This window comes from Lederbergia citri (assembly GCF_018343625.1).
In the GTDB taxonomy this organism is placed as follows: Bacteria; Bacillota; Bacilli; order Bacillales; family Bacillaceae_C; genus Lederbergia; species Lederbergia citri.
Genome location: NZ_JAGYPG010000001.1, coordinates 714,021 through 737,234, shown reverse-complemented (window position 1 = coordinate 737,234; position 23,214 = coordinate 714,021). Strand labels below are relative to the sequence as shown.

Genomic DNA, 23,214 nt, shown 5'->3' with positions numbered 1-23,214 from the left:
TTATGAAGAACCAACGGAAGATAGTGTTGTTTATTGCTCAAAGCTTGGATGGATATATCGCAACAAAAGAAGACTCTTTAGATTGGTTATTTAAAGTTGAGGGTGAAGGGGATAATGGCTATTCGGAATTCTTTAAAACAATAGACACAATCTTAATTGGTAAAAGAACATATGATTGGATTATGAAATACGAAAAAGGTCAATTCCCATATCAAAATAAAAATTGTTACGTTTTTTCTAGGTCACCATTAGACAATACGAACGATGTTAAATTTGTAAATGAAGACATTGTTAACTTTACTCATAACTTGAAAAAAGAAGAAGGAAAAATATATGGATAGTTGGTGGCGGAGACTTACTACATACGTTTTTAAAAGAAAAATTAGTCGATGAACTGATATTGACAATTGCACCAACTATCATCGGAGAGGGAATTCCTTTATTTAAAGTAGGTGATTATCAGCTAGATTTTTCTCTAAAAGGAACTAGAACTTTTAATCAATTCGTTGAATTACATTATATAGTAAAAAAATGAACACAAATACTCTTCAACTAAAATAACTGTAGAGCCATTTTTGAGCTCTTTCGCATTTTTCAATTTTCCGCAATATGGCGCTTTTCTTTAATAAGAGGCGTCTTTTTATATTGCTTCTGGTTCAGAAAAAAGGTATTTAATAGATTGGATTATGTTTAAAGAAATTCTGAAGGTTCTACTTAAACTAACTGCTACGATAGTCGAAGAAGGATTATCGCTTATTTTTGTTGAACTAACAGGCAGCTTAGTTAAATTAGCTTCCATAGTATTAAAAAATGTAACTAGTTGATACTAAGGGTAAAGTTTGGAGGGGTACTCATATGGTTCCTTTAACCTTCTTTGGGAATCTAAAAGAAAAACGAAGAGAGAAAAAAATTCAAAGGGGAATATGTCCCGATTGCTCAGGTAGAGGATTCTTTTCTTCAGGTTTTGAATCAGTTCATATCGAGGATTGTAACACTTGTTTGGGTACAGGAAAGGCTATAAGGGATTTTTAGTCAGGAATTTTCAACTAACGGTTGCGTTAATCTAAAAGGATTAACGCTCTTTTGGTTGAAATTATTGAACTAACGGGCAACATTCCTGTAATAAAAGCTAAGTTTGTGAAAAAATGTACTCAGACTATAATGGACTAATTAAAAAGCCTAATTTTCAATATCAATACAGAGGAATTAGATTTTTAATATTAGAATTCCTTTGACGTTGTATTTCTAAATTTTCCCGACACTACATCAAGTTGTATTTGCAAAATATCGCCTAAATATGTGCAAAATAAATCCTAAATCCACAAATTATTAGTTTTTCATTAATATTGTTCAAATTGAGTACACTCAATATGTTTATTAGCCCTATGCTATATATGCAAGTGACAGTTTAGACACTTCTAAAGTAGTGTTTTTTTATTTCCATATTAATCATCTTGTATTTCGAACGTATGTTTAGACACAACGATAGTAAACATGCTTTGCGAAGTTCTAATTGGAAAAAAACAACGGTAAATGGCAAATGATATTCCATCAGGGGACTCCTACTAAATAACACCTTTTTACATAACAATGGGATAATTATGTGAATTATTGTACTTAAATTAACGGGTGCGTTAATCGAAGAAGGATTAAAGCTTTTTTTGTTAAGTTTTAGAGCTAACTGATAGTTTAGTTCTAGAAGAAATAAATGAAAATGACTAAGCTATGTTCTTATGTCTATGTAAGCTGGCCCCCATTTGGCTTGGGGGGGTCAGAGTCTGATCTATTTTCGTTTAGGCTCCTGGATCGATACATGCTTGGGCCGTTTTGGATATAATGCCTTGCCTGAATCGTCAGGTCCAGTAAGGTCATTTCGTTGGTCTAGAACCTTCCCTGTATACTCAATAGGATTTTTATTTGTCATGATTACCACCTGCCTTAATTGGATTGGTAAAAATTAAACTTCAATCTAAACTTGACTTAGGAATGGACATTTTGATCCGGAAAAAAAACCTGTTTAATTGGCTTTGCTCCCTTTTTTTTGTTCGTTGTTTCTATTTTGGCTAAGTCTGTTTCCGGAAGAATATTCATAACCGAAATTTAGTCCGCCGGTTTTATTTTCATAATCCCCGGTGGTCACCCTATATTGTTTTTTGTCATTTTGGACCATTTAAATTTTCCTCCCTTAATAGGATTGATCTCTATTGTCTTCTTTTATTGAGGCCTGAACTTCTTCTGTATCCGGTCTTTTAAAGCCTTTATCCAGTTTTCCTGCATTTTCAATATCACCGGAAGTCTCATATCCGCCAATGTTTTTATTCGAAGTTGTCCCATAAAGACCCATGCCGGCCAATTCTACATTCACGTTTTCCTGGATCTTGTTTTTCTTGCCCACCAATTTCACCTCCTTGATGATATTTTGCCCTGATCAAAAAAAGATATAAAAACTGCAAAGCACAATCGTTTTGTAACGATTGACCTGCTGAATGCAAATGTATTGTATGTTGAAGAAAACATACCTCCATAATAAAAACTTATAGGACAAGTAATTAAATATAATGTAGGATATTGTCTTCAATATTTTCGCGAAGAGAATCTTCCTACATAAAAGATAAATGAAAAGAATGAACCTACATCCTTGTAAAAGGACAAGAACGAATAAACTGCAACAATACTGTAAAACAGCGTTTATGTTGATTTTGTTTAGAGTTTTATGTCTTAAAATTGGTACAAGAAAGTATAAACTCCTTGAACATTGGACAGGGAAGTCTAAACTGTTTCTACAGTTGTACAGAGATAATAAAGTTGTTTAATTTACAATAAAGTCTTTTAAAAAATAATAAAGCTGTTAAAAAATGCGAGTCATTCTATTTCACAATCGGGCAGGATTGTTGAGTAACTCATTTTCAAAATAAATGGATATTTTAGAAGAGGTTGTGAAGAAATGTACTTAAACTAAAGGGCTAGTTAATTTAAAAAGGATTTTTGATTGAAAGTGTAGAATTTTAAATAAATCTATATAGAATTTTAGAGGATAAATTTAAAAATATTATGATTCGGGTAGAGGTGAAAGTCGATAAACAATCATCTTTCGTCAATCATCAAACATTATTAAATTTTGGGAGGTTGAAAATTATGAAACTTCTGCTCACATCTGCAGGCGTCAATAACAAAAGCATACATGACGCGTTGGTTGACATGATAGGCAAGCCGATCGCCGACTCCAACGCCCTTTGCATCCCTACCGCGATGTACGGACACCCGTGGGTCGGCCCCGGCGTTAAAACCTGGCAGTTCATCAGCGGTGATTCCGATAATCCCATGGTCGACCTGGGTTGGAAGTCCGTCGGCGTGCTAGAGCTCACAGCGCTGCCAAGCATCGACGAAGACCGCTGGGCGCCGCTGGTCCGGGAGACGGACGTCCTGCTGGTGTCGGGCGGCGACGCCCTCTACCTGTGCCACTGGATGCGGCAATCCGGGCTGGCAGACCTCTTGCCGTCGCTGCACGCAGTATATGTGGGAATGAGTGCTGGGAGCATGGTGATGGCACCTAACATCGGGGAATTTTTCGTTGGCTGGACTCCACCCAACGGTGGTGATGAAACGCTGGGACTGGTCGATTTTGCAATGTTTCCGCACCTGGGGATGCTTCCGTATAACACCATGGCTGCTGCAGAGAAATGGGCCGCCGGGATGCAGGGGCCGGCGTATGCAATTGATGATCAAACCGCCATCAAAGTGATCGATGGAGAGGTCGAAGTTTTATCCGAAGGGAATTGGAAACTGTTTTCGCCATGATATTACTCCGCCGCTAAACATATCAAAAAACGTAGGCGAGATTCTTGTGAAGAAAATATGATTTCATTTGACTGGGTCTTCGCTTCAACCAACGTCAACAGATGAAGAGCGGGTATTGCTTGATAACTTTGGGTCAAAGAATCTTGATGGTATGGGGAACAGTAGAAGTGTTCTAATGTATGCCCCCAATTTAAGCTTTAAAAAGTAGAAAGATATGCCTAACGGAATCAGGCAATACTGGTTCCGTTAGTTTTTTTGTAATATCATCAGCACCACTTGTGTTCCCACATACACTCTGGATATGTGGGAACACGTGGTCAATTTCTTCTATGGTTTTACGCATGGAGCGAATACCGATGATATTGTAAACCGTGTTAATTTTACGATTCGATAACTAAGAAACCATTCTATGTGCTTACGGAGCAGTTTAGTTTAACAAGAATTGACTTTGCTTTGGAGAATGTATGATTGTATAATATATTTACAATAAAATAATACAGTATCCTATGATGAGGAGAAGTAATTAAATTTAGCTTCAATACAGAGAGCTAGGGTAGCTGAGAACCTAGTAAGAAAAAATCTAATGAATGGACCTCGAAGGAACAAGGTGAAATTTTAAAAGAGAGTATCTAAGTGGTGGTCTGCACCTTATAGCAGATAAAGTATGTTAGTACTTGATAATGAGTGGTGCAATTGCGTTTATTAAAATAATTGCACAATTTAGGTGGCAACACGGAAATAATCTCCGTCCTATTAATTTAGGGCGGAGTTTTTTTATTTTTCTAATATTAAGGAGAGAGAAAATATGAAAAAGGAAATTTTGTTAACAGGAGATCGACCTACAGGCAAACTTCATATTGGGCACTATATAGGTTCCTTGAAAAATCGTGTTAAACTACAAGACCAATACAATAGTTTTATTATGATTGCAGATCAACAAGCATTAACTGATAATGCCAAAAATCCCGAAAAAATTAGAAGTAACCTTACTGAAGTAGCATTAGACTACTTATCAGTAGGTATCGATCCTTCTAAAGTAAATATCTTTGTTCAGTCACAAATTCCAGAGCTTAATGAACTAACAATGCATTATCTAAATATAGTTACACTTTCTAGACTCAAAAGGAATCCTACTGTTAAAAATGAAATTAAGGAAAAAAATTTTAACGAAAGTTTGCCTACTGGATTTCTTATTTATCCAGTTAGCCAAGCAGCAGATATCACAGCCTTTAAAGCAACTGTGGTTCCAGTTGGAGAAGACCAATTACCTATGATTGAACAGACCAGAGAAATTGTAAGAAGTTTTAATTCTATATATAAAAGAGAAGTACTGTTCGAACCCAATGTATTACTTCCAGAAAAGGGTTTAGGGAGATTGCCTGGCATTGATGGTAAAGCAAAAATGAGTAAATCATTAGGTAATGCAATATACCTATCGGACTCCTCAGACACTATTAAACAGAAAGTTATGTCAATGTATACAGATCCAAATCATATAAGAGTAGAAGACCCTGGTAATGTGGAGAATAATACTGTCTTCACTTACTTAGATGCATTTTGTTTGGATAAATTGCAGTTAGAAGAAATGAGAGAACATTATAAAAATGGAGGTTTAGGCGACGTAAAAGTGAAAAGGTATTTGAATGATATTCTTCAAGCAGAATTAGAGCCAATTAGAAATAAAAGAAACTATTACGAAAAACATATGGATTTTGTGTATGAAGTTTTGAAAACAGGAAGTATAAATGCACGTTCATTAGCAGCAGAAACACTCTCAGAAGTAAGAGAAGCCATTGGAATAAATTTTTTTTTTAAATTGAATAGATAAATGGAAGGAGAAATCCCATAATGAATGTAATAACTTAGAAGGGCCATTCCATTATCACATTTCAACTAACTGGTACAACAGAGAAATATTGGCTGTCATTGTTGACAGCTTTTTCTTATTTTGAGGAAAATATGAATAAATGCACTTAAAAAAACGGGTGCGTTAATCGAAGAAGGATTAAAGCTTTTTTAGTTGAAGCTATTGAGTTATTAGCAGGTTGTTTTTCCGCTTTAACAAACCAAACAATAACTGATTCAAAAGAATTTATGTAGCGTTTCTGACATCAGTTATTCGATTCCTTATTGTACCAGCCTTTTTCTATGAATTTTCAGGTAGATATAATTTAGCATCTGGTTTAGCATTAAGTATAGTGATTACTTCATCTTGTATTAATCCTCTGTTATTATAAAAATAATAGATGTAACAAGTTCCTGTTACACATTAACAATAGATTAAAGAGTTCATTGTTCAATTAAATGGTTACAGTTTGAAAAATTTTTTAAAAGTGAGTAGGCGAACAACATGATTGAGGTAAAAAAATCTCCACTAAGTGACGGAGAATTCAACAGAGGGGTATTTGCTACATGTGATATCAAAAAAGGAGAGCTTTTACACGAAGCCCCTGTCATTTCTTATCCAAACGATCAGCATCGATACATTGAGCAAACCTTACTCGCTGATTACGCTTTTGAGTATGGGATAAATCATTCTGCGATCCTTCTTGGTTATGGAATGTTGTTTAACCATTCTTATGAACCTAATGCAATTTATGAGATTAATTTTAAAAATCACACATTTGACTTCTATGCTTACAGAAATATAAAAGCAGGAGAAGAGATTCTAATCAATTATAATGGCGATGCCGAAGACAAAGATCCACTGTGGTTTTAATCAGGACTAAAAAGGATAGTAAAATATTCAAAATATAGTGATGTTTAATTGTGTTACTACGACTTTTGCTAATTATTGAACGGATGCCAGGAAAAGCTTCCGCCAAGCAATAAAATATCGAGGTGTAAAAGAATGAATAAACGATGGACAATCGGTAAAATTAAAGAATTTGTTGAGAACAATTCGGAAAGTACGTTGCTAACGACGGAATATCACGGTTTTTCTCAAAAGTTACTATTTAAATGTGCATGTGGTAGCAATTTTGAAAAAACATTTACGAAATTTAAAAATAATCACCAACGAAAATGTGACGTGTGCCAACCGCCAAAAGCGTCACGCTAAAACGTATAGCAAATAAACTAAGTGCCGATTTCTATATTGGTGCTATATTTTTGAAATAAGTAAAGAACATTATGAGTACCAAAACTTGGATATAGTAAGTTTTACGGAAAGAACAATACAAGGATCGACCAACTCATCTTTGTTTTTCTGAATTTTATCTTTGTCTTGTCTACATTTGTTTTAATTTTTACTAGCGATTTGCTAATGAATGTGGCGGCAAAATGGGGCCAAATCCTAAGGACGGGCCCCATTTCCGTATGGAGAAAGAAAATTGATGATAAAGCAAAAGGGGAAAATGGATAAAGGCTGTGATTTAGATAATAGTTTTGTCCATCTTCTAAATACGCTATCCAACTCCTATTCATTCATCAATCTACTATGTTCATAAATGACAAAAAATTGTTATTGGTTCGTGAAAAGTAACCCTCTTTTTTCATTCTACTATTACAATACATTTACCTTTCTACCAATTCTAGCTTCTCACCATTCGGACCATGAAAAAAGGCAATTTTAACATTATCCTTTAAAATGCTTCGAGATTCTTCATCTATTAATTTGATACCTGCTTCCTTAAAGCGTATGAGTTCGGCTTCAATGTCTTCAACAGTAAAGGCCAAGTGGTTCACGATTCCTTCGTTTTCAACCCGAACGCCAAAAACAAGTTCAATCTCTACACTTTGCTGCTCTGGAAAATATAAAAAGGCAAGTTCAACAGTGTCATTTAACCACTCTCTATTTCTTAATTTTAAACCAAGGATGTTTTGATAAAACGCTAAAGACTCGTCCATGTCATTGACCATAATTCCTACATGTTCCATTTTCAAAATGCATTCCTCCCAACGGAAAATAGTATGTATCGTACTTTTATATAATAGTCCATAATTGACTATTCCGATAGTGGGAAAATTCAAATTAAAGAGGTTCTAGATTTTATTGGGGGGAGGATAGTTTAATTATAATGTTTTTTTACTATCCAGTTCATCAGTAAGAGCTGTTAAACTATACATAAATTAGAGGGATTTGGATGGTGTGTAGATGGGCGATAAAATATTCATTCAAATTCTGTGGTTATACATTCGTACGCGGAATCGGAGTGATCTGTACGCATTCTATCACGTGATGTGTCTATAAAATAATAATAGAGTTTTAAATATGTTAGTAGCTAAAGGAGAGGATGGTTTGACTTATAACGAGGTTGTTAAAATTGGTGAAAAGTATTTAATACCATTAGTGTTAAAGTTGTATGGGCTGGAAGGTTATGAAACCAAGCTGGTTAAGGCACATACCGGAGGGCGTAATGTTGTTTATAGCTGTGAGAAAAAGGGCGCCGACTCCAAAATTCTTAGAATCGCTTTTTTGAATGACAGAAGCAGGGAAGATTTTCTGGGAGAAGTTGAGTATATCAGATATTTATTCGAAAATGGCGGAAGTGTTTCGGATGTAGTCAGCTCAAGAAATCGAAATCTGTCGGAAGAGATAACTCATAATAATCATACCTTTTTTATCTGCCTTTTTAAAAAGGCTAAGGGAAAAATGCTTGTGGAAAATAACTATCGGTACCGGGAAGGAGTTCCAATTTCCGAATATTATTATAACTGTGGTAAAGTTCTGGGGAAACTACACCAATTGTCTAAAGAATATACTCCTGTCCATCGTCGATATAGTTTTTTTGATAAATACAATGCCGAATACATCAATAAACTGATACCAAGCTCCTTATCTCTACTTAAGGAGAAACTGGTAGAGCTCCTTAAAACTTTAGAAGGATTGGACATGAACCGTGAGTCTTTCGGTATGATTCATTTTGATTTTAACGATGGGAATTATTCAATAGATTTTGATACAGGGCAAATAACCGTATATGATTTTGATAATTCATGTTTCGGTTGGTATATGTATGACCTGGCAGATCTCTGGACACATGGAGTTGGATGGATACAATTTGAACAAGATGCTGGTGAACGTAAGAAGTTTATGGATGATTATTTTAAAACAGTCCTAGAGGGGTACAGATCCGAGACTAGGATTGATAGTACGGTGTTGGATAAATTGCCCTTATTTATCAACGTAGTTCTCATGGAAAATATTGTAGATGCATTTGAAGTGACGCAGAATAATGGCGAAGATCCAGAGGGTGACGAGGAGCTGTCGTATCTCATAAAATGTTTGGAAGACGATATCCCGTATAAAGGTTTTTTCCATGAAATATACTCATGTGAAGAACCGTTTGAGTATGAGAAACGTATTATTTAGTCTGTGTGGGGACAATTGGGAATGGATTATCCGACCATTCTAATACATTACAGGGGGTCTTAATGGGGTCCAAGGGGACGGTTCTTGATGTTAGGACGATCATCACTATAAACCGTGTGAACCATCCCTTTGGCACTTCTATTTCGCAAACACATGATTCCCGATTGTCTCTACTGTTTGACGAGAACGAATCCAATTATCTGTTGCAATTTCAGGGTTATAGAAAAAAATAGAATCATGTAAAGTATCTTCTCTCTTTAAAGCTTGTTCTACTGCTCGAATTGATTCTTCTGATGCCGGCTTAGTAATTTCACCATTTTGAACAGGTGAAAAGGCATAAACATCACCGACTACTTCATTAATTACTTCTTTCACTGTATCAGGAAACTGAGGGGATTCCACTCGATTTAGTACGACGGTTGCAACGGCTAATTTTCCTTTATAGGGTTCGCCTTTTGCCTCCGCTTCAACTAATCTTGCAAATAAGTCTTTTTCTTTATCTGAAATAGAAATCGCAGGTGTTCCAAGCTCTTCCACTGGAGCTTCCACTTTTGGTTCGATTGGTTGAACCTTTTCTTCTTCTGCAGCTGTCATATTATTAGTTTTCTCAGCTGTAGGTTTTGACTGCTCTGCTAGTATTTCAATGCCTTTTGCAGCTACATGTATCACAGGTTTTACTAATTGGATGGATAAGCCCTGCGGTTGTAAAATTTCTCCAATAAAAATATCTTGTTTTATCTCATTAATCCCAATGGCTAAACTATTTTGTATGTCATGTACTGGAAGGCTGTGTTCATTTTGAACGAAAGATTCGGTAATCGCCTTCACTGTATTAGTGTGTACTCCTAAAGTAATTGTAGCCACACAAGCTACAATTATTGAGTTCATAGAATTCTTCATGCTGTGTGCTACCTCCAGTAAAATTCTCATGATATTAACCTAACATGGCATTTATCTGATTTACAGAACGATAGCATTACAATTCTTTATGTTTTGATGAACAACATTTCACAAAAAGTTGTTTTATGACAATTCTCCTATGGAAATGTCATAATCTAGGAAATAATACGAAGTAAAGGGAGAAATTACCCAAGAGGGGAACCAAGGGGACGGTTCTTGTGGCCACTTAATTACGGGTGGAAACTGTTGAGTTTTTAGTTTATTCTTGCGGGATTGGGATCTATGTAGTTTTTATAAAGCGACAATGCACAGAGAACAGCATTTGACTCAGAAAGAATGGGAAGTATCTTACAGCCTTCAAGAATTTAACCATATTTAGATGAAGAATACAAACCTCAAGGATATAATCTTTGTTGGAACTGCGGTAAAGTTGGCAGCGGATAGTCATTCTATTCCCAACCGTGCCAGATTGTGGAGTATTTCCTTTAGAAAATTGTACCTCTTTGCAAAATTTAAAAAGAGAATATGAATGGTTATACTGCAATTAACGGTGTAGCTAGTTTAACAAGAAATTATTATAAATAATGTCATAGAAAGGTAATATTGAATTGAGCTAAAGTAATCAGCTGCCATTTTTGGTAGCTTTTTTAACGTCTGCAAACTTTTAACTGTGAAACTGTAAGATAGACTTTAAAAATCCGTCTTATTACAAAAGGGGGGAAAGCTATGGATGCCGGCCGGCAAGTGGAACAATGGTTTCATGAATATGAAAAAGACATTACCAATTATTTGGTGTATTACACAGGATCCAAAGATGTGGAGGATCTTGTACAGGAAACATTTTTAAAGGCTTTTCAGTCCTTCGTGAGCTTTAAGTTCGCATCTAACCCAAAGACATGGCTAATCAGTATTGCTCGTAATGAAGCTATTGATTTTTATAGAAAAAAAAGTGTTTGGCATAATCTTAATGAAAAGCTGTTACGGCAAACTTCTGGAAAAGAATTAGCAATCACGGAAGAAATTATTATCCAAAAGGCAGAATCTGCCCGATTATTAAAGGCTATCAATGCATTGAAAAAAAATTACCGCGATGTGGTCCTCCTTAGAGGAATTGCTGATTTGTCTGCTGAGGAGACGGCCCAAGTATTAGGGTGGACTGATAATAAAGTAAATGTCACTTTTCATCGTGCAGTAAATAAACTAAATTTGCTTTTAAAGGAGGATGAACAAGTTGACCCATCTTTCAGATAAAGAGCTTCTTAAGAAAATGAAGGAACTCCCTTCTTATGAACTGAATGAGGAGCAAAAAACTAGAATTATTAAGGCGATTCTGGAGAAAAAGTCGCCTAGAAGAAGATTTGGCTTTTCTTTTCAGCGGGCTGGTGTGTTGGGTGCTCTATTTGCGTTAATGCTTATTGTTCCTGTTTTATTTTTAGAGAATATGGAACTGCCTGAAACTAATTCCTCGGAAGGTGTTGAGAAAGCAGAGATTGGTGAATATTTTGCTCTATTTAACGAAGCTGGGAAGCAAATTTATCTAGATTCAAACTTTGGAATACCTGGAAAAGTGAGTTTATTACTTCCAGTTGAATTGGTAGCCGAAGATTACAGAGGTATATCAAAAATAATGGTTTATCTTTGGGGCAATCCGGATGACCTTGTTAATAAGGATATGAAAATAGAGGGTGTGCATGTTGACAGCGGCATTACTCAGGAAATGGCTTCTTTCACATTAAGTAACGGCATGAATGGCTCTGATGCTCACGCCTTAACAAGTTTTAAGCCTTTTGAAAAGCAAGGTTATTGGAACCTGAAGTTAATAAATAAGGAAGGAACCTTTGGAGATTTCTCAGTCTATGTGAAGGAACCTTATGTGGAGATTGGTAAGGCCACACTAATGATTTCAAAGGAGGATTTGGTGGCAGAAACTTTTGAGGATGTGAATCTTGAAGTTGAAGGAGAAGATCTGCCTGAGCAAGTAAAGCTTAGACTATTTAGTCTAGAAGATGGTACTACAGAAGTATTCACATTTTCTGATAGAATGGATTTTATAAAATCTGCAAAAAAAGTAAGTATTTTTACAGGCGACATAGTTTTAAAGAAAAGCGGTAAATATCGAATAACAGTTCTAAATCAATCAGTGCCTGTTGAGGTGAGGGAATCTGGGCCTCCTGCAAATCAATAAATTAGGTTAAGGCTAATAAAAATTAATGCCCTTTACTCTTACAATCATGGAGGAAGGGGCTCTTGATAGTAAATATCGAAAAAAATATATGTCTGTATAGTAATAGTTACTGAATAATCAGGTGCATTTCTTGAATATCTGTCCAGCATGGATTTTCGAGAATGATCTTCAATTAAAGGGTACTTTTTTGAAATAAGGAGAGCGTCTTTCTTTGTGAATGGGACATATTGTTGATTAAGTGTTCGAAACTTTTTGCACTATGAAACGTATAAAAATTGCGAAGGTATGTATTTGAACTACGTAGAGGTTTAGAAGGTAATTCTGCTGTTGGGTCCATCAAAGTTCAGCTACCTAATCCATTATGTTGAAGAAGGGAATGTCGTAGGATTTTATATATTTATACAGGGTGAATCATGACTAAGATATTTTCAAAAGAAAGGCTTACACACACAAAGTTTTTGCTTCATATTATAATTGCTGCAATAGGACTTATTAGTGTGCCGTTACATATACTTTTTTCTCCTGAACCAAGTGTATCTATTACAAAATTCACAATTCATTCTAATATCATTGTTACCATAATATTTACAGTTAGCACGTTTGTTCTTTTGTTAAAGAAAAAAGAAAGTCGTATGTTGGACTTGTATAAAAATGCAGCGCTTATTTATATGATGGTAGTTTTATCAACTTACCACCTTATCCTTTCTAGTGGTGGAGAATACAGCGGGATTAGGATAATTACAAATTTTACATTACACTACTTAATTCCAATGTTTGTTTTACTAAACTGGATCATTTTTGAAGAGAAAAAGTGGTATAGTTACAAATCAATCGTCTTTTGGTTAGCTTTCCCAATACTCTACGGCGCTATATCATTATTAAGAGGAATGTACGATGGATTCTATCCTTATTTCTTTCTAAATCCGAATGGTCATATTCCTGATGGAGTTGGCAGCTATGCAAATGTAGCGTTAGTCATAGTAGGTTTCACTTTTGTTTATTGCATGCTTGGTTTTCTGCTAATATTAATGAATAGGGTTATTTTTAGATTTAAAAATGCAAAGTACCTGCAAAATACTAAAAAGGTAATGTGAATTGAATTAAATAAAAAGAAGCGCCCTAAATTTCATTATCGGGCCATATAATGGAGTACAGGGTAGGAATATTTTGTAGGGTAGTCAAAGTTGTTTTATCGAATAGTAACTACGGTATCGAATTTTTGAAACTATTTGAACATGATGGCATTCATGAAATAAGGTTCGCGAATATCGAATATTCCAATAGTAGAAGGTTTCAGAAGTGTTGTTCGTTAACAAGATGTTATGACATACCCGAAAACCCAATTTCACCTTTTCCTATACTGTGACAAGGTGTTTTTTGTTTGGAAGGATTTTGTAACTTTTTAATAGAATAATTATGAAGATGATCAGATAATAAATTTTTACACATAAGGAGATAAGACTATGGCAAAAAACAAATTACTAAGAATGGACAATGTCGGCATCGTTGTAGAATCCCTTGATGACGCAATCTCTTTCTTCGAAGAGATTGGCTTGAACCTCGAAGGGCGAGCCACTGTCGAAGGTGAATGGGCTGGTCGCGTAACCGGATTGGGTTCTCAGTGCGTAGAGATTGCTATGATGGTTACCCCAGATGGCCACAGCCGACTTGAACTTTCGCGATTTCTCACCCCACCTACTATATCAGATCACCGGACTGCTCCTGTAAACGCCCTAGGTTATCTACGCGTCATGTTCACCGTTGAAGACATTGACGAAATGGTATCCAGACTCACTAAGTATGGTGCTCAGCTCGTTGGCGAAGTGGTTCAGTACGAAGACTCGTATCGGCTCTGCTACATTCGTGGAATCGAAGGACTTCTAATCGGTTTGGCTGAACAACTCGGTAACAAATAAGTAAGTGACGTTTTATAAAAAGCCTTAAATATACATTACTGAAATAAAAATATTTGAAGAAAATTCTTATTCAATAAAAGGGCGCAATTCTTGAACAAGGATAACTCTTATATTGTGTAGTAGACTGATACTGCAGCAATGGACTTAATTATCAGATGACTTTGTGAAGATATATATTAATACGGACTCACCTATTGGTGGGTCCGTTGTTAGCTTAGTCAGTTTAAAATTAAAGGTTAAACTGATATATTAGAAAATCACAGATATCCTCCGCAAGCAAGTACAACACTCGATGAAAAAAGAATAAATTCAAACTAAAAACCGGACATACCAAGTCCATTAGTCCGGTTTTGTGAAAAAACTTAATGATTCTGATTCACCTCTGATCCAAGAGGAACTTCTTCCGGAAGCTTATACGAAGCGCTAGGAATTTTTCGTGGCTCATTATTAATGGTATCTGACGAATACACCAAAATTCTAACGGTTCCACCGTAAACATTTGATCGAATCAATATAGGCTGGTTGTATTTGTTCGTAAAGCGGAAATCGGGTCCATACCAGCTAACAGTAGCGTCTCTTCCTGAAGGTACATAGCCAACCCGTTTGCTATGGGAGTATCGTTCAGTAATAGTCAACCCCGCTTTATCTACTGCATTGTACAACGTTGAAGAAATTTGGCATATTCCACCACCAATGTCCTCCGACAATTCACCCTTTACGATAACCGGTGCCCGCTTATAGCCCTTTTCCCTCGTTCGTTTTCCGACCACTTTATTAAAAGAAAAAGTCTCACCAGGAAAAACAACGTGGTTATTGATTGCTTCACTTGCAAGTAAAATATTATGAGAACGCTCTCTGTTATTTGAATTAAAATAGGTAGCATAATGTCCAATTCGATTTACTCTTATATGTGAGAGCAGTTCGCTATCCACGTTTGGAAATATTGTATGCATGGGAGCTTCTACGTAAGAGGAGCCTTTATTGAAAAAATATGTATAAAACAAACGTGTGAACGCCTCATGGTCCAGTTTATACCCTACTTTTTCAGCAACAATATTCCCATTGTTATCCAGAGAAGCGTTTGTTGGCGGTTTATAGATGCTCTTATCTAGTTTTTGTATAAATTCATTGTAGTTTTTTTGATCAATAAGCGGAATATCTATTAATGGGTTTGAAAAATAAACGCGATTAACAATTGCAATTGTTTTCCCTTCATGACTAACGACTAAATTATCAGGAAGATTGTTTTGACTTCCTATCAATAATAATACTGACAACCAGATGAATTTCATAAGATAGCCTACCTCCCAAAGTTAGTATGGGTATAGGGATACCTTTTCATGTGTATATATACACTTAAACTTACTAAGTTCAATAAGGAGGGAGAGGTTTTAGCACTTCAAATTCGAAAAGGTTTAAGTATATGATGCAGTAGAAAAATTTATCAAAGCATTAGAGGGATATCGAGTTGATGGAGTATTAGACCTTGTAGGACAATACCCTGAAAGATTTAATGAACGTGATAAAGAGTTGATCGAGAGAAGGAAAAATGAAATACTACGTAATACAATTCGAATGTTGTCAGGGATATAAATTTCGATTGAAGTGATTGCTGAGTCAAAAAAAGTGACAGTAAAAGAAGTAAAAGAAGTGATATACAATTAATATTTCTCATGGTGGCTCAATTCAGTTGAACATTCGATTCCCATTAAATAATGATTACCAACATACCTATGAAATAATCTCGAAAAAAGCTGAGACCTGCCATTTTACCTGATGCGCAAAAATTCTCTACACATTATATCCCAGCCGATCATCCAATGATTAAAACACTACAATCGGCTTATCAATCGATTACAGGGGATGAACCCACAATTTTAACATCGGGCGGGGTACAAATGCAGCGTTTATGAAAATTGCAGTGGGTTACGGTTCGCTTTTCCCTGGTAAGGTAGATAGCTCTCACCAAAATGAAGGAATAAATGCTGGTTGAGTCGAATAAGTCATAGTGATCATGGTTTTGTTGTATTCTCAAAATAAAAGAATGGAGTATCCATTGAGAATATTTTTTCGTAAGATTACACTTAACAGTGAGGAGATTGGTTGTATGCAAGTTGTAACCAAAATGTTTTTAGAACAACTCGACATGCATTGCCATGAGAATAATTGGTTTGCATCCATGGATCAGGCGCTTCATGGAGTCATCGCAGCTGAGGCATCATGGACAAGTTCGGGAATCAGCAATTCGATTTGGCAGATTGTCAACCACTTGATATTTTGGAATGAAGACGTAATCCATCGAATTAAGGGCACAGAGAATCCGCATAAGGCAGAAGACAATGAAGAAACCTTTGGAAATCCGGGAGATCCAGAAGATGAAATTGGGTGGACTCAGACAGTGCAGCGCCTAAATGAAGTCATGAATAAATTAAAAACGGTCATTGCGGACCTTGACGATGAAAAGTTAAAAGCTCCGTATGCAGCTAACAGGGATTCTATTGAACGTTTACTCAGCAATATCATGATGCACGATACGTATCATCTCGGCCAAATTGTTCTGTTGCGAAAGTTGCAATCCTCTTGGCCTGGCGTAGATTGGTCCTAAAGCACAATAATTTAGCGACCTTCCTCGCCCAGCCGTAGAAGCAGTATTGAAAATGAGAAGCCCTTTTCATTCTCTATGGTGAAGCGGGTTATTTTCCTGCATTATGGATGGCTAAAAATAAATTAGAACGTATTTACGGACCTATTTTTCGCATACTTCATTGTTCAACAGTCGGGCGCTTTTCTTAAATAAGAAGGCGTCTTTTTGCATGTACAACACATTTAGGGATTGAGTTTAATGAGGTGTAAAAAAAGATTGTGAAGTCCTGTATTTAAAGTAAAAGGTGAGTTAATCGAAGAAGGATTAACTCTTTTTTTGTTGAAGTTATTAAGCTAACGGAGCAGTTTAGTTCAAGAGAGGTTTATAACTTGTATTCAACAATCGGGCCAATATATGTAATAAGAAATACGTTTAAGCTAAAAGATATTAAAAAAAATAGGTTGAGGTGTTTGATATTATTATTGAGGCGATTATTGGCTTCATTATAGACTTATTAGCGAATGCTCTATTTTTTATTACTCCTAAATCTAAACTCGAAAAAAATATTGATAAATTAAGGAACGAAAAATGGTTTTCCACATTGTATCAAGACTATAGATATAGTTATGTCATTTGGTATAACAGAAAAGTGAAACTTTACCTTATTAAGTCTAATAATGTTGAATTACTTATTAGAAACGAACAGGAAAGAGAAAAATTTATTAAACTTATTGAACAAGAACACTTTAAATTCACTGGCTTAAAATAATACTTAATTTTTTTTACTAACCAGCTAATAGGAGCTCTATTATCGGGCGCAATTCTTGAACAAGGATATGTGCATTATTTTCATTTAAAGGGCCAGATTGCTAAGTAACTCATTTTCAAAATAAATGGATATTTTAGATGAGATTGTGAAGAAATGTACTTAAACTAAAGGGCAGTTTAGTTCAACAAGAATACCTAGCCGATGTTTTTTGCTCTGGTTAAGAATAATGGTGATTTTTGATAACTCTTCGAAATCTTACTTTCAGTTACCTGTCAGATGGTAAGAGATATAGGAATAGTATATTACTGGATTAATAAAATTGAAACAGGAAGAAAAATGAGGTGATTTTATTTTAGAAATACTCAGGAAAATTAATATTAAAACTGCTGTATTTATGGGAATTATTTTTTACTCTTTGACTATCTTAATCCACTTTCTTATTATAAGCAAAAGTATTCCATTCACTTGGGTTAATGGTGGAAGGTCTGAATCATTCGCTGAACAGCTACCAATATCTGTTATAAATATCGTTATTTCTATTATTGGAGTAGTTTTTACGTCGATTGTTGGTAGAATTAAACTATATAAATACAAAAGAGGAATAACCGTTATATGTTGGTTTTTTGTTGTACTTTGGTCTTTTGGATTTATACAACAATTGTTTGGAACACCTTTCGAAAAAATGGTTTGTTCGTTAGTATTGCTTATTGGAGTTATCTCGAACTTGCGTATGGCGATTGAAAAAAAATAGATGTAACTATTTAATTAATAAGTTTGTGAACAATTACACTTAAACTAAAGGGGGCGATAGTCCAAGAAGGATTATCGCTTATTTTTGTTGAAGTTATTGTACTAACAGGGCAGTTTAGTGGAACAAAGTGTAATTAAGAAAACAACAAAGTTCCTTGATAAAGGTGGATGGATTTATGAACGAAAATATATTATTCGAAAAAATAACAATGCATCTAAAACAAAAATATGATTGTCATACGATCATATTATACGGTTCATACAGTAGAGACGATTTTACAGAAGAAAGTGACTTGGATATTGTTTGTTTTTCAGATATAACCGAGGATAAGAATGACGTGGAATCTTATGAAGGTAAACAATTAGATGTTTGGATATATAATACAGAAAAGATGGATAATCCCTCACAATTTTTGCGAATCAATAAAGGGAAAATATTGTTAAATGATAAGGGTTTCGCCAATAGGTTTTTGTCGGAAATTGAGAATATATTTAAAAACGGACCAAAAAAACTATCGAATGAAGAAAAGGAGTTTTTGAAGGGCTGGCTAAGAAAAATGTATCTACGATCCAAAAAAAATGACATCGAAGGTAATTATAGGTTGCATTGGATGCTTAAAGACAGCTTGGAAATCTATTTTGAACTAAAAGGTTTATGGTATTTAGGATCCAAAAAAGCAATCAGTTGGCTTAGAGAAAACGATGAGGTTGCTTATAACCTTTTCAGCAATGCTTTTGCAAAAGATGCAAAAAACTATAACATCCAGCAATTACTAGAATACTTGAACGAAATGTAGAGGTTTCTGATTCTACTAACGGGGGCTTTACAAAACAACTAGATTATCACTATGGCGGTCTTTTTTGACTAAAGTGGCATTTAGTTGATGAAGGTAAAGTAATCACTTTCAAGAATAAATATTAATAACGATTTTATGAATTGGGAATTGATAGGAGGATGTTATGAACAGGTTATTTGGGCTTTTAATAATTAGTTTATCATTGCTTACTGTCTCAATTGTATTTGATGTTTCTTGGCCAATTTTTATTGTTTTAATTTTAGGCATTTTATTGTTATTTCCTAATAGTAAGAATCATAGCAATGAAGAGGAATTTGTATCAGACGAAGAAATAGAAGTAGAATTACTGAATTCTAATAAAAAAAATGAATGAAGGCGAGGGATGTTCCTTTCTTGTGAAATTATTTTTTCAACACATCAAACAAATGTTTTAGCATTTCTTGCAATAAGTTTGTGAACAAATGTACTTAAACTTTCGGGTGCGTTAATCTAAGAAGGATTAACTCTTTTTTTGTTGAAGTAATTAAACTAACAGGCAGGTTAGTAACATAAAGGTTATTTAAAATAAAGAAATTCTTCCTGCGGAGTAGATATATCCCTTATGAATCTTGGGAGGTAAGTCCAAATAAAATGTTAAAAAGATTAGATAATTCAAAACGGAGTCGATAATATGAATAAAATTTACTCTTCTTACTGCGGAGCCTGGAACAGGCAAAACAACCTGCATTCGGAAAATAATCAATGCGATCGGGATAGAAAATTGTGAAGGATTTTACACCGAAGAAGTTAGAAAAGACGATGTCAGGACGGGATTTGTTTGTGTCTTTCTAACAGGAGAACGAACGACTTTGGCGGATATCGATTCAATTAGTGAGCTTCGTCTTGGTAGGTATGGCATTGAACTTGAAGATTTTGGACGATTAGTTATTCCAACGATTGAAAAAGCCCTAACAACAAAAAAGTTTTTAATTATCGATGAAATCGGACTAATGCAACTCTTTTCAGAACGCTTTAAAGAAACGGTAAATAAGGTATTGAACAGCGATAAAATCATTATTGGGACAATTTTCTTCAATTCCCACCCAGAGGTTGATAAATTAAAAGAAAATCCAAACGTTCATTTAGTTTCAATTACGAAAGAAAACAGAGATACCATTCCATATGAAATTGCTGATGAATTAAGAAAAATTGTGAAATAAAAAATCTTGATGCAGGTAGGAGTCGGAAGATTTTTCAAATTAAATGATAAAAAGTGAAAAATCAATTCTTGGACTACAACGGGGGCAAGAGCAGTAAATCAACTATGATTGCAACTTTTTTTCTTTGAATAATGAGTTAGCATTTCTTTATAGGTTTGAAGGGGAGAAAATTGGTTGTACTTACACCAAATAAATTATATTTTTTTAAGGATTTCACTTAAATTTATCGTATCTTAGAATTAAGTAAATACATTAAATTAAAATGATGAATACAAGAGGGGGGGCGTTATTGAGGTTTTTATATTTATTAATAATTTTGACAACGCTTACAACCGTGGGGTGTGATTCAAACCGTGTATCTGACGATTATCCAATGGTTTATGTATTTCATTCAACTCAAGAAAGCGATGGAGTAACGATTACATTACTTCAAGTTTCTAGGAAAAAGGAAATTTTCAGGGAAAATATAAGACAAAATTCTATGACAACTTTTTATTATAATATTTCCAATGACACTGGTGATGAGATACAAATTACCAATAAAGATGGACAATCAATTTATTTAAAGGATGAGAAGGATGTGAGTTTTCGCATTGTTGGGTTGGTGTCTGATAAGGTTATATGGCCAGGCGGTTCAGATATCTATACAATACCTATTCCTAAAGGTTCAAATAATATGAGAGTGGAAATCGATTTCGATGTACTTGATATAGAACATTTCGAAAACCAATTGGTGGTAACATTATCTGATGGAAAGACAGTACCCTTTTTATTTAAAGGAGACTTAAATGAAAAGAACCTTAATAAAATTGGAGAATAATAAGACAGCTGCAAATCAGTAATGGTTTATTCAAGTTAAAAGGCAGCGGAATGTCCGTTGCTTTACGATAAGAATAATGAGCTTTTGGGCTAACAGTTTTGATGTTAATTTTGTCTGAATTTTAATTTTTAGTATCTTCTTCTTGCCTCAAAAAATGGTGACATTTTGCGGTGTTCTATTAGGTATAGGTGCAATTGTATTAAAAGAATCCATCGTTAAATCAGTCATTGCTATAGCATTAAATACTGTTTATATTTTTGCAAACTAACTGGTGTGTTGATCCAAAAAGGATTAATGCACTTTTTTGTTGAACTTATTGTACTAATGAAGCAGAAGAGTTGAAGAATAGGGGGGAGAATTAATGAAAAGTTGGTCTGGGGCAGCAGGAATTTGTATTAATGAACAAAATGAAATGTTGATGGTTAAATGTTTTGAGTCAGAAGAATGGGCAGTCCCATCTGGAGGTATTGAAGAGGGAGAAAGTCCAGAGGAATGCTGTATTAGAGAAGTTAAAGAAGAAACAGGATACGCTGTGAAAGTTATCGAACAATTAAAGATAAAAGAAACCACAATTAAAGGAATTGATGTAAGAACATATTATTTTAAAGTCGAAAAGATTGGTGAAAGTAATGGAATTAATGATCCTGATAAAATTATTGCAGAAGCCGATTGGAAGTCAATTTCTGAAATGAAAACAATAAAACAAGCTTATCCTGAAGATTTAGATTTTCTACTGAAACAATTTAACCCCAAATAGTGGATTATTTCTTATTGTGCTAACGGGCAGGTTAGTTTAAGTGCATTTCTTCACAAAGTAGAAAAAGCTGATCTTCCAAATTAGGAAAATCAGCTTTTTTATTACTCAAATGTACGTCCGGCTTGAAATCAGCACACTGAAGCGTTCATCCCATATACAGCCGCTGTATCCCATTTTGCCGGGGGAATTTAGCCCTTGGTATATATGCGTTTTCAAACATCAATATACTTCTTTTAACATCAACTGTACTTTTTCTAACGTCTAACTATCAAACGATCACTTCGAAAAGGATTTTGATTAATTACAGCAATCTTTTTTAAATCGTAGTATTGTTCACTTTATGCGATTTATTTATCTTAAATAAAAAAAGTTTACCCTTCCAGAAGGAACTTTTCAGGCATATTTTATTGTAAACGGTATATGATTGAGCTAATTGTTTACCTCCAATAAGAAGGAGGAAACCGGAATTTTCTTCTTATTACATTGTTCAAAGTAATGCAAAAACGTCTAAATGGCTTAGGAGGTATGGAGATGAAATTTAAGATTTTACCATCAAAAAATACAGAAGCATACGAATTGTTAAAGATTCAAAGAGAAGCGTTTTATTCCGATTTAATGAAATATAAGGATTACGATACAAATCCAGCAACTGAATCATTGGAATATTTTTTATTTAAAATGCAAAACTCTTTGCATTATTCTATTTTTGTTGAAGATAAGCTTGCAGGCGGAATCTGCATTGTCATACAGACCTATACTCATTATTATTTGTCTTCGATTTTTCTTAGCTCTCGATTTCAAAACAAAGGTTTGGGTTCTAAAATAGTACAGGAGCTAGAAAGACGATTCCCTCATGTACGAAAGTGGTCACTTCATACCCCAAAAGATGATCATCGAAATCGCCATTTTTATGAAAAACTCGGGTTTAAAAAAACAGGGAAGGAACCAATAAACCAGTACTTGACACTTATAAATTATGAAAAGAATATGTGGTAAATTTAGCCGTATTCATAATACTCCCAGGTTAATAATTGCCAATGAAAAAACAAACCATCAGCCTTCGCATTACAAAATCTTGAAATTAACACAAAGGTTATTTCAACACACTTTTCGAGGTGTGGAACTGAATGTTGAAAATGCTTTAAAATACATATATATGAGACAAATCCTGATGCAATTATGTTTGGCACAGATTTGCCATCTACAAGAACAAAAAGACCTTTTGAGTATGGAGATATTGAATTGATTCAGCACCTATTTGATGAACAGGCTACCGATAAAATCCTGTACACGAATGCTTTAAAATGGTATTTCAAGTAATTCAGCTTTAATTAGATTTAGAATGAAAATTGTAAAATTTGTGAAGAAATGTACTTAAAGTAACGGGTGCTTTACTTCAAGAAGGAGTTAAGCCTTTTTTTCTTA

The 23,214-nt window shown here is 34.6% G+C and carries 22 protein-coding genes, 2 pseudogenes and 1 other annotated feature; of the genes and pseudogenes, 18 read left to right on the top strand and 6 right to left on the bottom strand.

The window, feature by feature from the left end; all coding sequences use genetic code 11:
• Positions 1–2 precede the first annotated feature (2 nt).
• Positions 3–535, top strand: a pseudogene (locus KHA97_RS03785) (dihydrofolate reductase family protein).
• Between the two features lie 1,248 nt (positions 536–1,783).
• On the opposite strand, the gene KHA97_RS03780 reads toward KHA97_RS03785, so the two are convergent.
• The 3 genes from KHA97_RS03780 to KHA97_RS03770 form a co-directional block, all read right to left on the bottom strand.
• Positions 1,784–1,924, bottom strand: a complete 141-nt coding sequence (locus tag KHA97_RS03780; RefSeq protein ID WP_213123398.1) for a hypothetical protein — start codon at positions 1,922–1,924, stop codon at positions 1,784–1,786.
• Positions 1,925–2,017: 93 nt separating this feature from the next.
• A complete protein-coding gene (locus tag KHA97_RS03775) occupies positions 2,018–2,170 on the bottom strand; it encodes a hypothetical protein (protein ID WP_213123397.1) in 153 nt (50 codons plus the stop codon).
• A 15-nt stretch (positions 2,171–2,185) separates the two neighbouring features.
• Entirely contained in the window at positions 2,186–2,395 is a 210-nt protein-coding gene (locus KHA97_RS03770) for a hypothetical protein (RefSeq protein WP_233713423.1), read from the bottom strand.
• A gap of 740 nt (positions 2,396–3,135) precedes the next feature.
• On the opposite strand from KHA97_RS03770, the gene KHA97_RS03765 reads away from it, so the two are divergent.
• The 4 genes from KHA97_RS03765 to KHA97_RS03750 all read left to right on the top strand — a co-directional run bounded on the left by KHA97_RS03765 (position 3,136) and on the right by KHA97_RS03750 (position 6,859).
• Entirely contained in the window at positions 3,136–3,798 is a 663-nt protein-coding gene (locus tag KHA97_RS03765; RefSeq protein WP_213123395.1) for a Type 1 glutamine amidotransferase-like domain-containing protein, read from the top strand.
• Between the two features lie 497 nt (positions 3,799–4,295).
• Positions 4,296–4,554 (top strand) — a binding site (T-box leader).
• Positions 4,555–4,603: 49 nt separating this feature from the next.
• Entirely contained in the window at positions 4,604–5,626 is a 1,023-nt protein-coding gene (gene trpS / locus KHA97_RS03760) for a tryptophan--tRNA ligase (RefSeq protein WP_213123394.1), read from the top strand.
• 522 nt (positions 5,627–6,148) lie between these two features.
• On the top strand, positions 6,149–6,517 hold the full coding sequence (locus KHA97_RS03755) for an SET domain-containing protein (RefSeq protein WP_213123393.1): 369 nt from the start codon (positions 6,149–6,151) through the stop codon (positions 6,515–6,517).
• 132 nt (positions 6,518–6,649) lie between these two features.
• Positions 6,650–6,859, top strand: a complete 210-nt coding sequence (locus tag KHA97_RS03750) for a hypothetical protein (RefSeq protein WP_213123392.1) — start codon at positions 6,650–6,652, stop codon at positions 6,857–6,859.
• 455 nt (positions 6,860–7,314) lie between these two features.
• Here the strand turns inward: KHA97_RS03750 and KHA97_RS03745 are convergent, their stop codons facing one another.
• Complete coding sequence (locus KHA97_RS03745; RefSeq protein WP_213124295.1) at positions 7,315–7,677, bottom strand: VOC family protein; 363 nt, start codon at positions 7,675–7,677, stop codon at positions 7,315–7,317.
• A gap of 334 nt (positions 7,678–8,011) precedes the next feature.
• Between KHA97_RS03745 and KHA97_RS03740 the strand changes: the two genes are divergently transcribed.
• Positions 8,012–9,112, top strand: a complete 1,101-nt coding sequence (locus tag KHA97_RS03740) for a phosphotransferase enzyme family protein (protein WP_213123391.1) — start codon at positions 8,012–8,014, stop codon at positions 9,110–9,112.
• 138 nt (positions 9,113–9,250) lie between these two features.
• Here KHA97_RS03740 and KHA97_RS03735 read toward each other — a convergent pair whose 3' ends face one another.
• On the bottom strand, positions 9,251–10,012 hold the full coding sequence (locus KHA97_RS03735; protein ID WP_213123390.1) for a cell wall hydrolase: 762 nt from the start codon (positions 10,010–10,012) through the stop codon (positions 9,251–9,253).
• Between the two features lie 726 nt (positions 10,013–10,738).
• On the opposite strand from KHA97_RS03735, the gene KHA97_RS03730 reads away from it, so the two are divergent.
• From KHA97_RS03730 to KHA97_RS03715, 4 genes are all read left to right on the top strand, one after another.
• A complete protein-coding gene (locus tag KHA97_RS03730; RefSeq protein ID WP_213123389.1) occupies positions 10,739–11,263 on the top strand; it encodes an RNA polymerase sigma factor in 525 nt (174 codons plus the stop codon).
• Positions 11,244–12,197, top strand: coding sequence for a hypothetical protein (locus KHA97_RS03725; RefSeq protein WP_213123388.1), 954 nt, complete (start codon positions 11,244–11,246; stop codon positions 12,195–12,197). The genes KHA97_RS03730 and KHA97_RS03725 overlap by 20 nt, the downstream gene beginning before the upstream one ends.
• A gap of 413 nt (positions 12,198–12,610) precedes the next feature.
• Complete coding sequence (locus KHA97_RS03720) at positions 12,611–13,291, top strand: Pr6Pr family membrane protein (protein WP_213123387.1); 681 nt, start codon at positions 12,611–12,613, stop codon at positions 13,289–13,291.
• Positions 13,292–13,660: 369 nt separating this feature from the next.
• Positions 13,661–14,113, top strand: a complete 453-nt coding sequence (locus tag KHA97_RS03715; RefSeq protein ID WP_018393205.1) for a VOC family protein — start codon at positions 13,661–13,663, stop codon at positions 14,111–14,113.
• A gap of 362 nt (positions 14,114–14,475) precedes the next feature.
• Here the strand turns inward: KHA97_RS03715 and KHA97_RS03710 are convergent, their stop codons facing one another.
• On the bottom strand, positions 14,476–15,405 hold the full coding sequence (locus tag KHA97_RS03710) for a VanW family protein (RefSeq protein WP_213123386.1): 930 nt from the start codon (positions 15,403–15,405) through the stop codon (positions 14,476–14,478).
• A gap of 815 nt (positions 15,406–16,220) precedes the next feature.
• Between KHA97_RS03710 and KHA97_RS03705 the strand changes: the two genes are divergently transcribed.
• From KHA97_RS03705 to KHA97_RS03670, 8 genes and pseudogenes are all read left to right on the top strand, one after another.
• Complete coding sequence (locus KHA97_RS03705; protein WP_213123385.1) at positions 16,221–16,718, top strand: DinB family protein; 498 nt, start codon at positions 16,221–16,223, stop codon at positions 16,716–16,718.
• 1,674 nt (positions 16,719–18,392) lie between these two features.
• Positions 18,393–19,013, top strand: coding sequence for a nucleotidyltransferase domain-containing protein (locus KHA97_RS03700; protein ID WP_213123384.1), 621 nt, complete (start codon positions 18,393–18,395; stop codon positions 19,011–19,013).
• A gap of 163 nt (positions 19,014–19,176) precedes the next feature.
• Positions 19,177–19,386: a hypothetical protein gene (locus KHA97_RS03695; RefSeq protein WP_213123383.1), complete on the top strand. Its 210-nt coding sequence runs from the start codon at positions 19,177–19,179 to the stop codon at positions 19,384–19,386.
• 301 nt (positions 19,387–19,687) lie between these two features.
• On the top strand, positions 19,688–20,212 hold the full coding sequence (locus KHA97_RS03690) for a nucleoside-triphosphatase (RefSeq protein WP_213124294.1): 525 nt from the start codon (positions 19,688–19,690) through the stop codon (positions 20,210–20,212).
• Between the two features lie 289 nt (positions 20,213–20,501).
• Positions 20,502–21,032: a hypothetical protein gene (locus KHA97_RS03685; RefSeq protein WP_213123382.1), complete on the top strand. Its 531-nt coding sequence runs from the start codon at positions 20,502–20,504 to the stop codon at positions 21,030–21,032.
• A 361-nt stretch (positions 21,033–21,393) separates the two neighbouring features.
• Complete coding sequence (locus KHA97_RS03680) at positions 21,394–21,789, top strand: NUDIX hydrolase (RefSeq protein ID WP_213123381.1); 396 nt, start codon at positions 21,394–21,396, stop codon at positions 21,787–21,789.
• A 531-nt stretch (positions 21,790–22,320) separates the two neighbouring features.
• The gene (locus KHA97_RS03675; protein ID WP_213123380.1) at positions 22,321–22,785 is read left to right on the top strand and encodes a GNAT family N-acetyltransferase; all 465 of its coding nucleotides are present in this window, start codon (positions 22,321–22,323) and stop codon (positions 22,783–22,785) included.
• 112 nt (positions 22,786–22,897) lie between these two features.
• A pseudogene (locus KHA97_RS03670) lies at positions 22,898–23,109 on the top strand (amidohydrolase family protein); the annotation flags it as partial.
• Between the last annotated feature and the right edge of the window lie 105 nt (positions 23,110–23,214).

Excerpts from the sequence above, each read along its gene's own strand:
- KHA97_RS03675 (WP_213123380.1), top strand. The coding sequence starts at position 22,321 with ATGAAATTTAAGATTTTACCATCAAAAAATACAGAAGCATACGAATTG.
- KHA97_RS03695 (WP_213123383.1), top strand. The coding sequence starts at position 19,177 with ATGAACAGGTTATTTGGGCTTTTAATAATTAGTTTATCATTGCTTACT.
- trpS (WP_213123394.1), top strand. The coding sequence starts at position 4,604 with ATGAAAAAGGAAATTTTGTTAACAGGAGATCGACCTACAGGCAAACTT.
- KHA97_RS03710 (WP_213123386.1), bottom strand. The coding sequence starts at position 15,405 with ATGAAATTCATCTGGTTGTCAGTATTATTATTGATAGGAAGTCAAAAC.
- KHA97_RS03705 (WP_213123385.1), top strand. The coding sequence starts at position 16,221 with ATGCAAGTTGTAACCAAAATGTTTTTAGAACAACTCGACATGCATTGC.
- KHA97_RS03680 (WP_213123381.1), top strand. The coding sequence starts at position 21,394 with ATGAAAAGTTGGTCTGGGGCAGCAGGAATTTGTATTAATGAACAAAAT.
- KHA97_RS03700 (WP_213123384.1), top strand. The coding sequence starts at position 18,393 with ATGAACGAAAATATATTATTCGAAAAAATAACAATGCATCTAAAACAA.
- KHA97_RS03755 (WP_213123393.1), top strand. The coding sequence starts at position 6,149 with ATGATTGAGGTAAAAAAATCTCCACTAAGTGACGGAGAATTCAACAGA.
- KHA97_RS03715 (WP_018393205.1), top strand. The coding sequence starts at position 13,661 with ATGGCAAAAAACAAATTACTAAGAATGGACAATGTCGGCATCGTTGTA.
- KHA97_RS03750 (WP_213123392.1), top strand. The coding sequence starts at position 6,650 with ATGAATAAACGATGGACAATCGGTAAAATTAAAGAATTTGTTGAGAAC.
- KHA97_RS03775 (WP_213123397.1), bottom strand. The coding sequence starts at position 2,170 with ATGGTCCAAAATGACAAAAAACAATATAGGGTGACCACCGGGGATTAT.
- KHA97_RS03730 (WP_213123389.1), top strand. The coding sequence starts at position 10,739 with ATGGATGCCGGCCGGCAAGTGGAACAATGGTTTCATGAATATGAAAAA.
- KHA97_RS03735 (WP_213123390.1), bottom strand. The coding sequence starts at position 10,012 with ATGAAGAATTCTATGAACTCAATAATTGTAGCTTGTGTGGCTACAATT.
- KHA97_RS03720 (WP_213123387.1), top strand. The coding sequence starts at position 12,611 with ATGACTAAGATATTTTCAAAAGAAAGGCTTACACACACAAAGTTTTTG.
- KHA97_RS03765 (WP_213123395.1), top strand. The coding sequence starts at position 3,136 with ATGAAACTTCTGCTCACATCTGCAGGCGTCAATAACAAAAGCATACAT.
- KHA97_RS03740 (WP_213123391.1), top strand. The coding sequence starts at position 8,012 with ATGTTAGTAGCTAAAGGAGAGGATGGTTTGACTTATAACGAGGTTGTT.
- KHA97_RS03745 (WP_213124295.1), bottom strand. The coding sequence starts at position 7,677 with ATGGAACATGTAGGAATTATGGTCAATGACATGGACGAGTCTTTAGCG.
- KHA97_RS03780 (WP_213123398.1), bottom strand. The coding sequence starts at position 1,924 with ATGACAAATAAAAATCCTATTGAGTATACAGGGAAGGTTCTAGACCAA.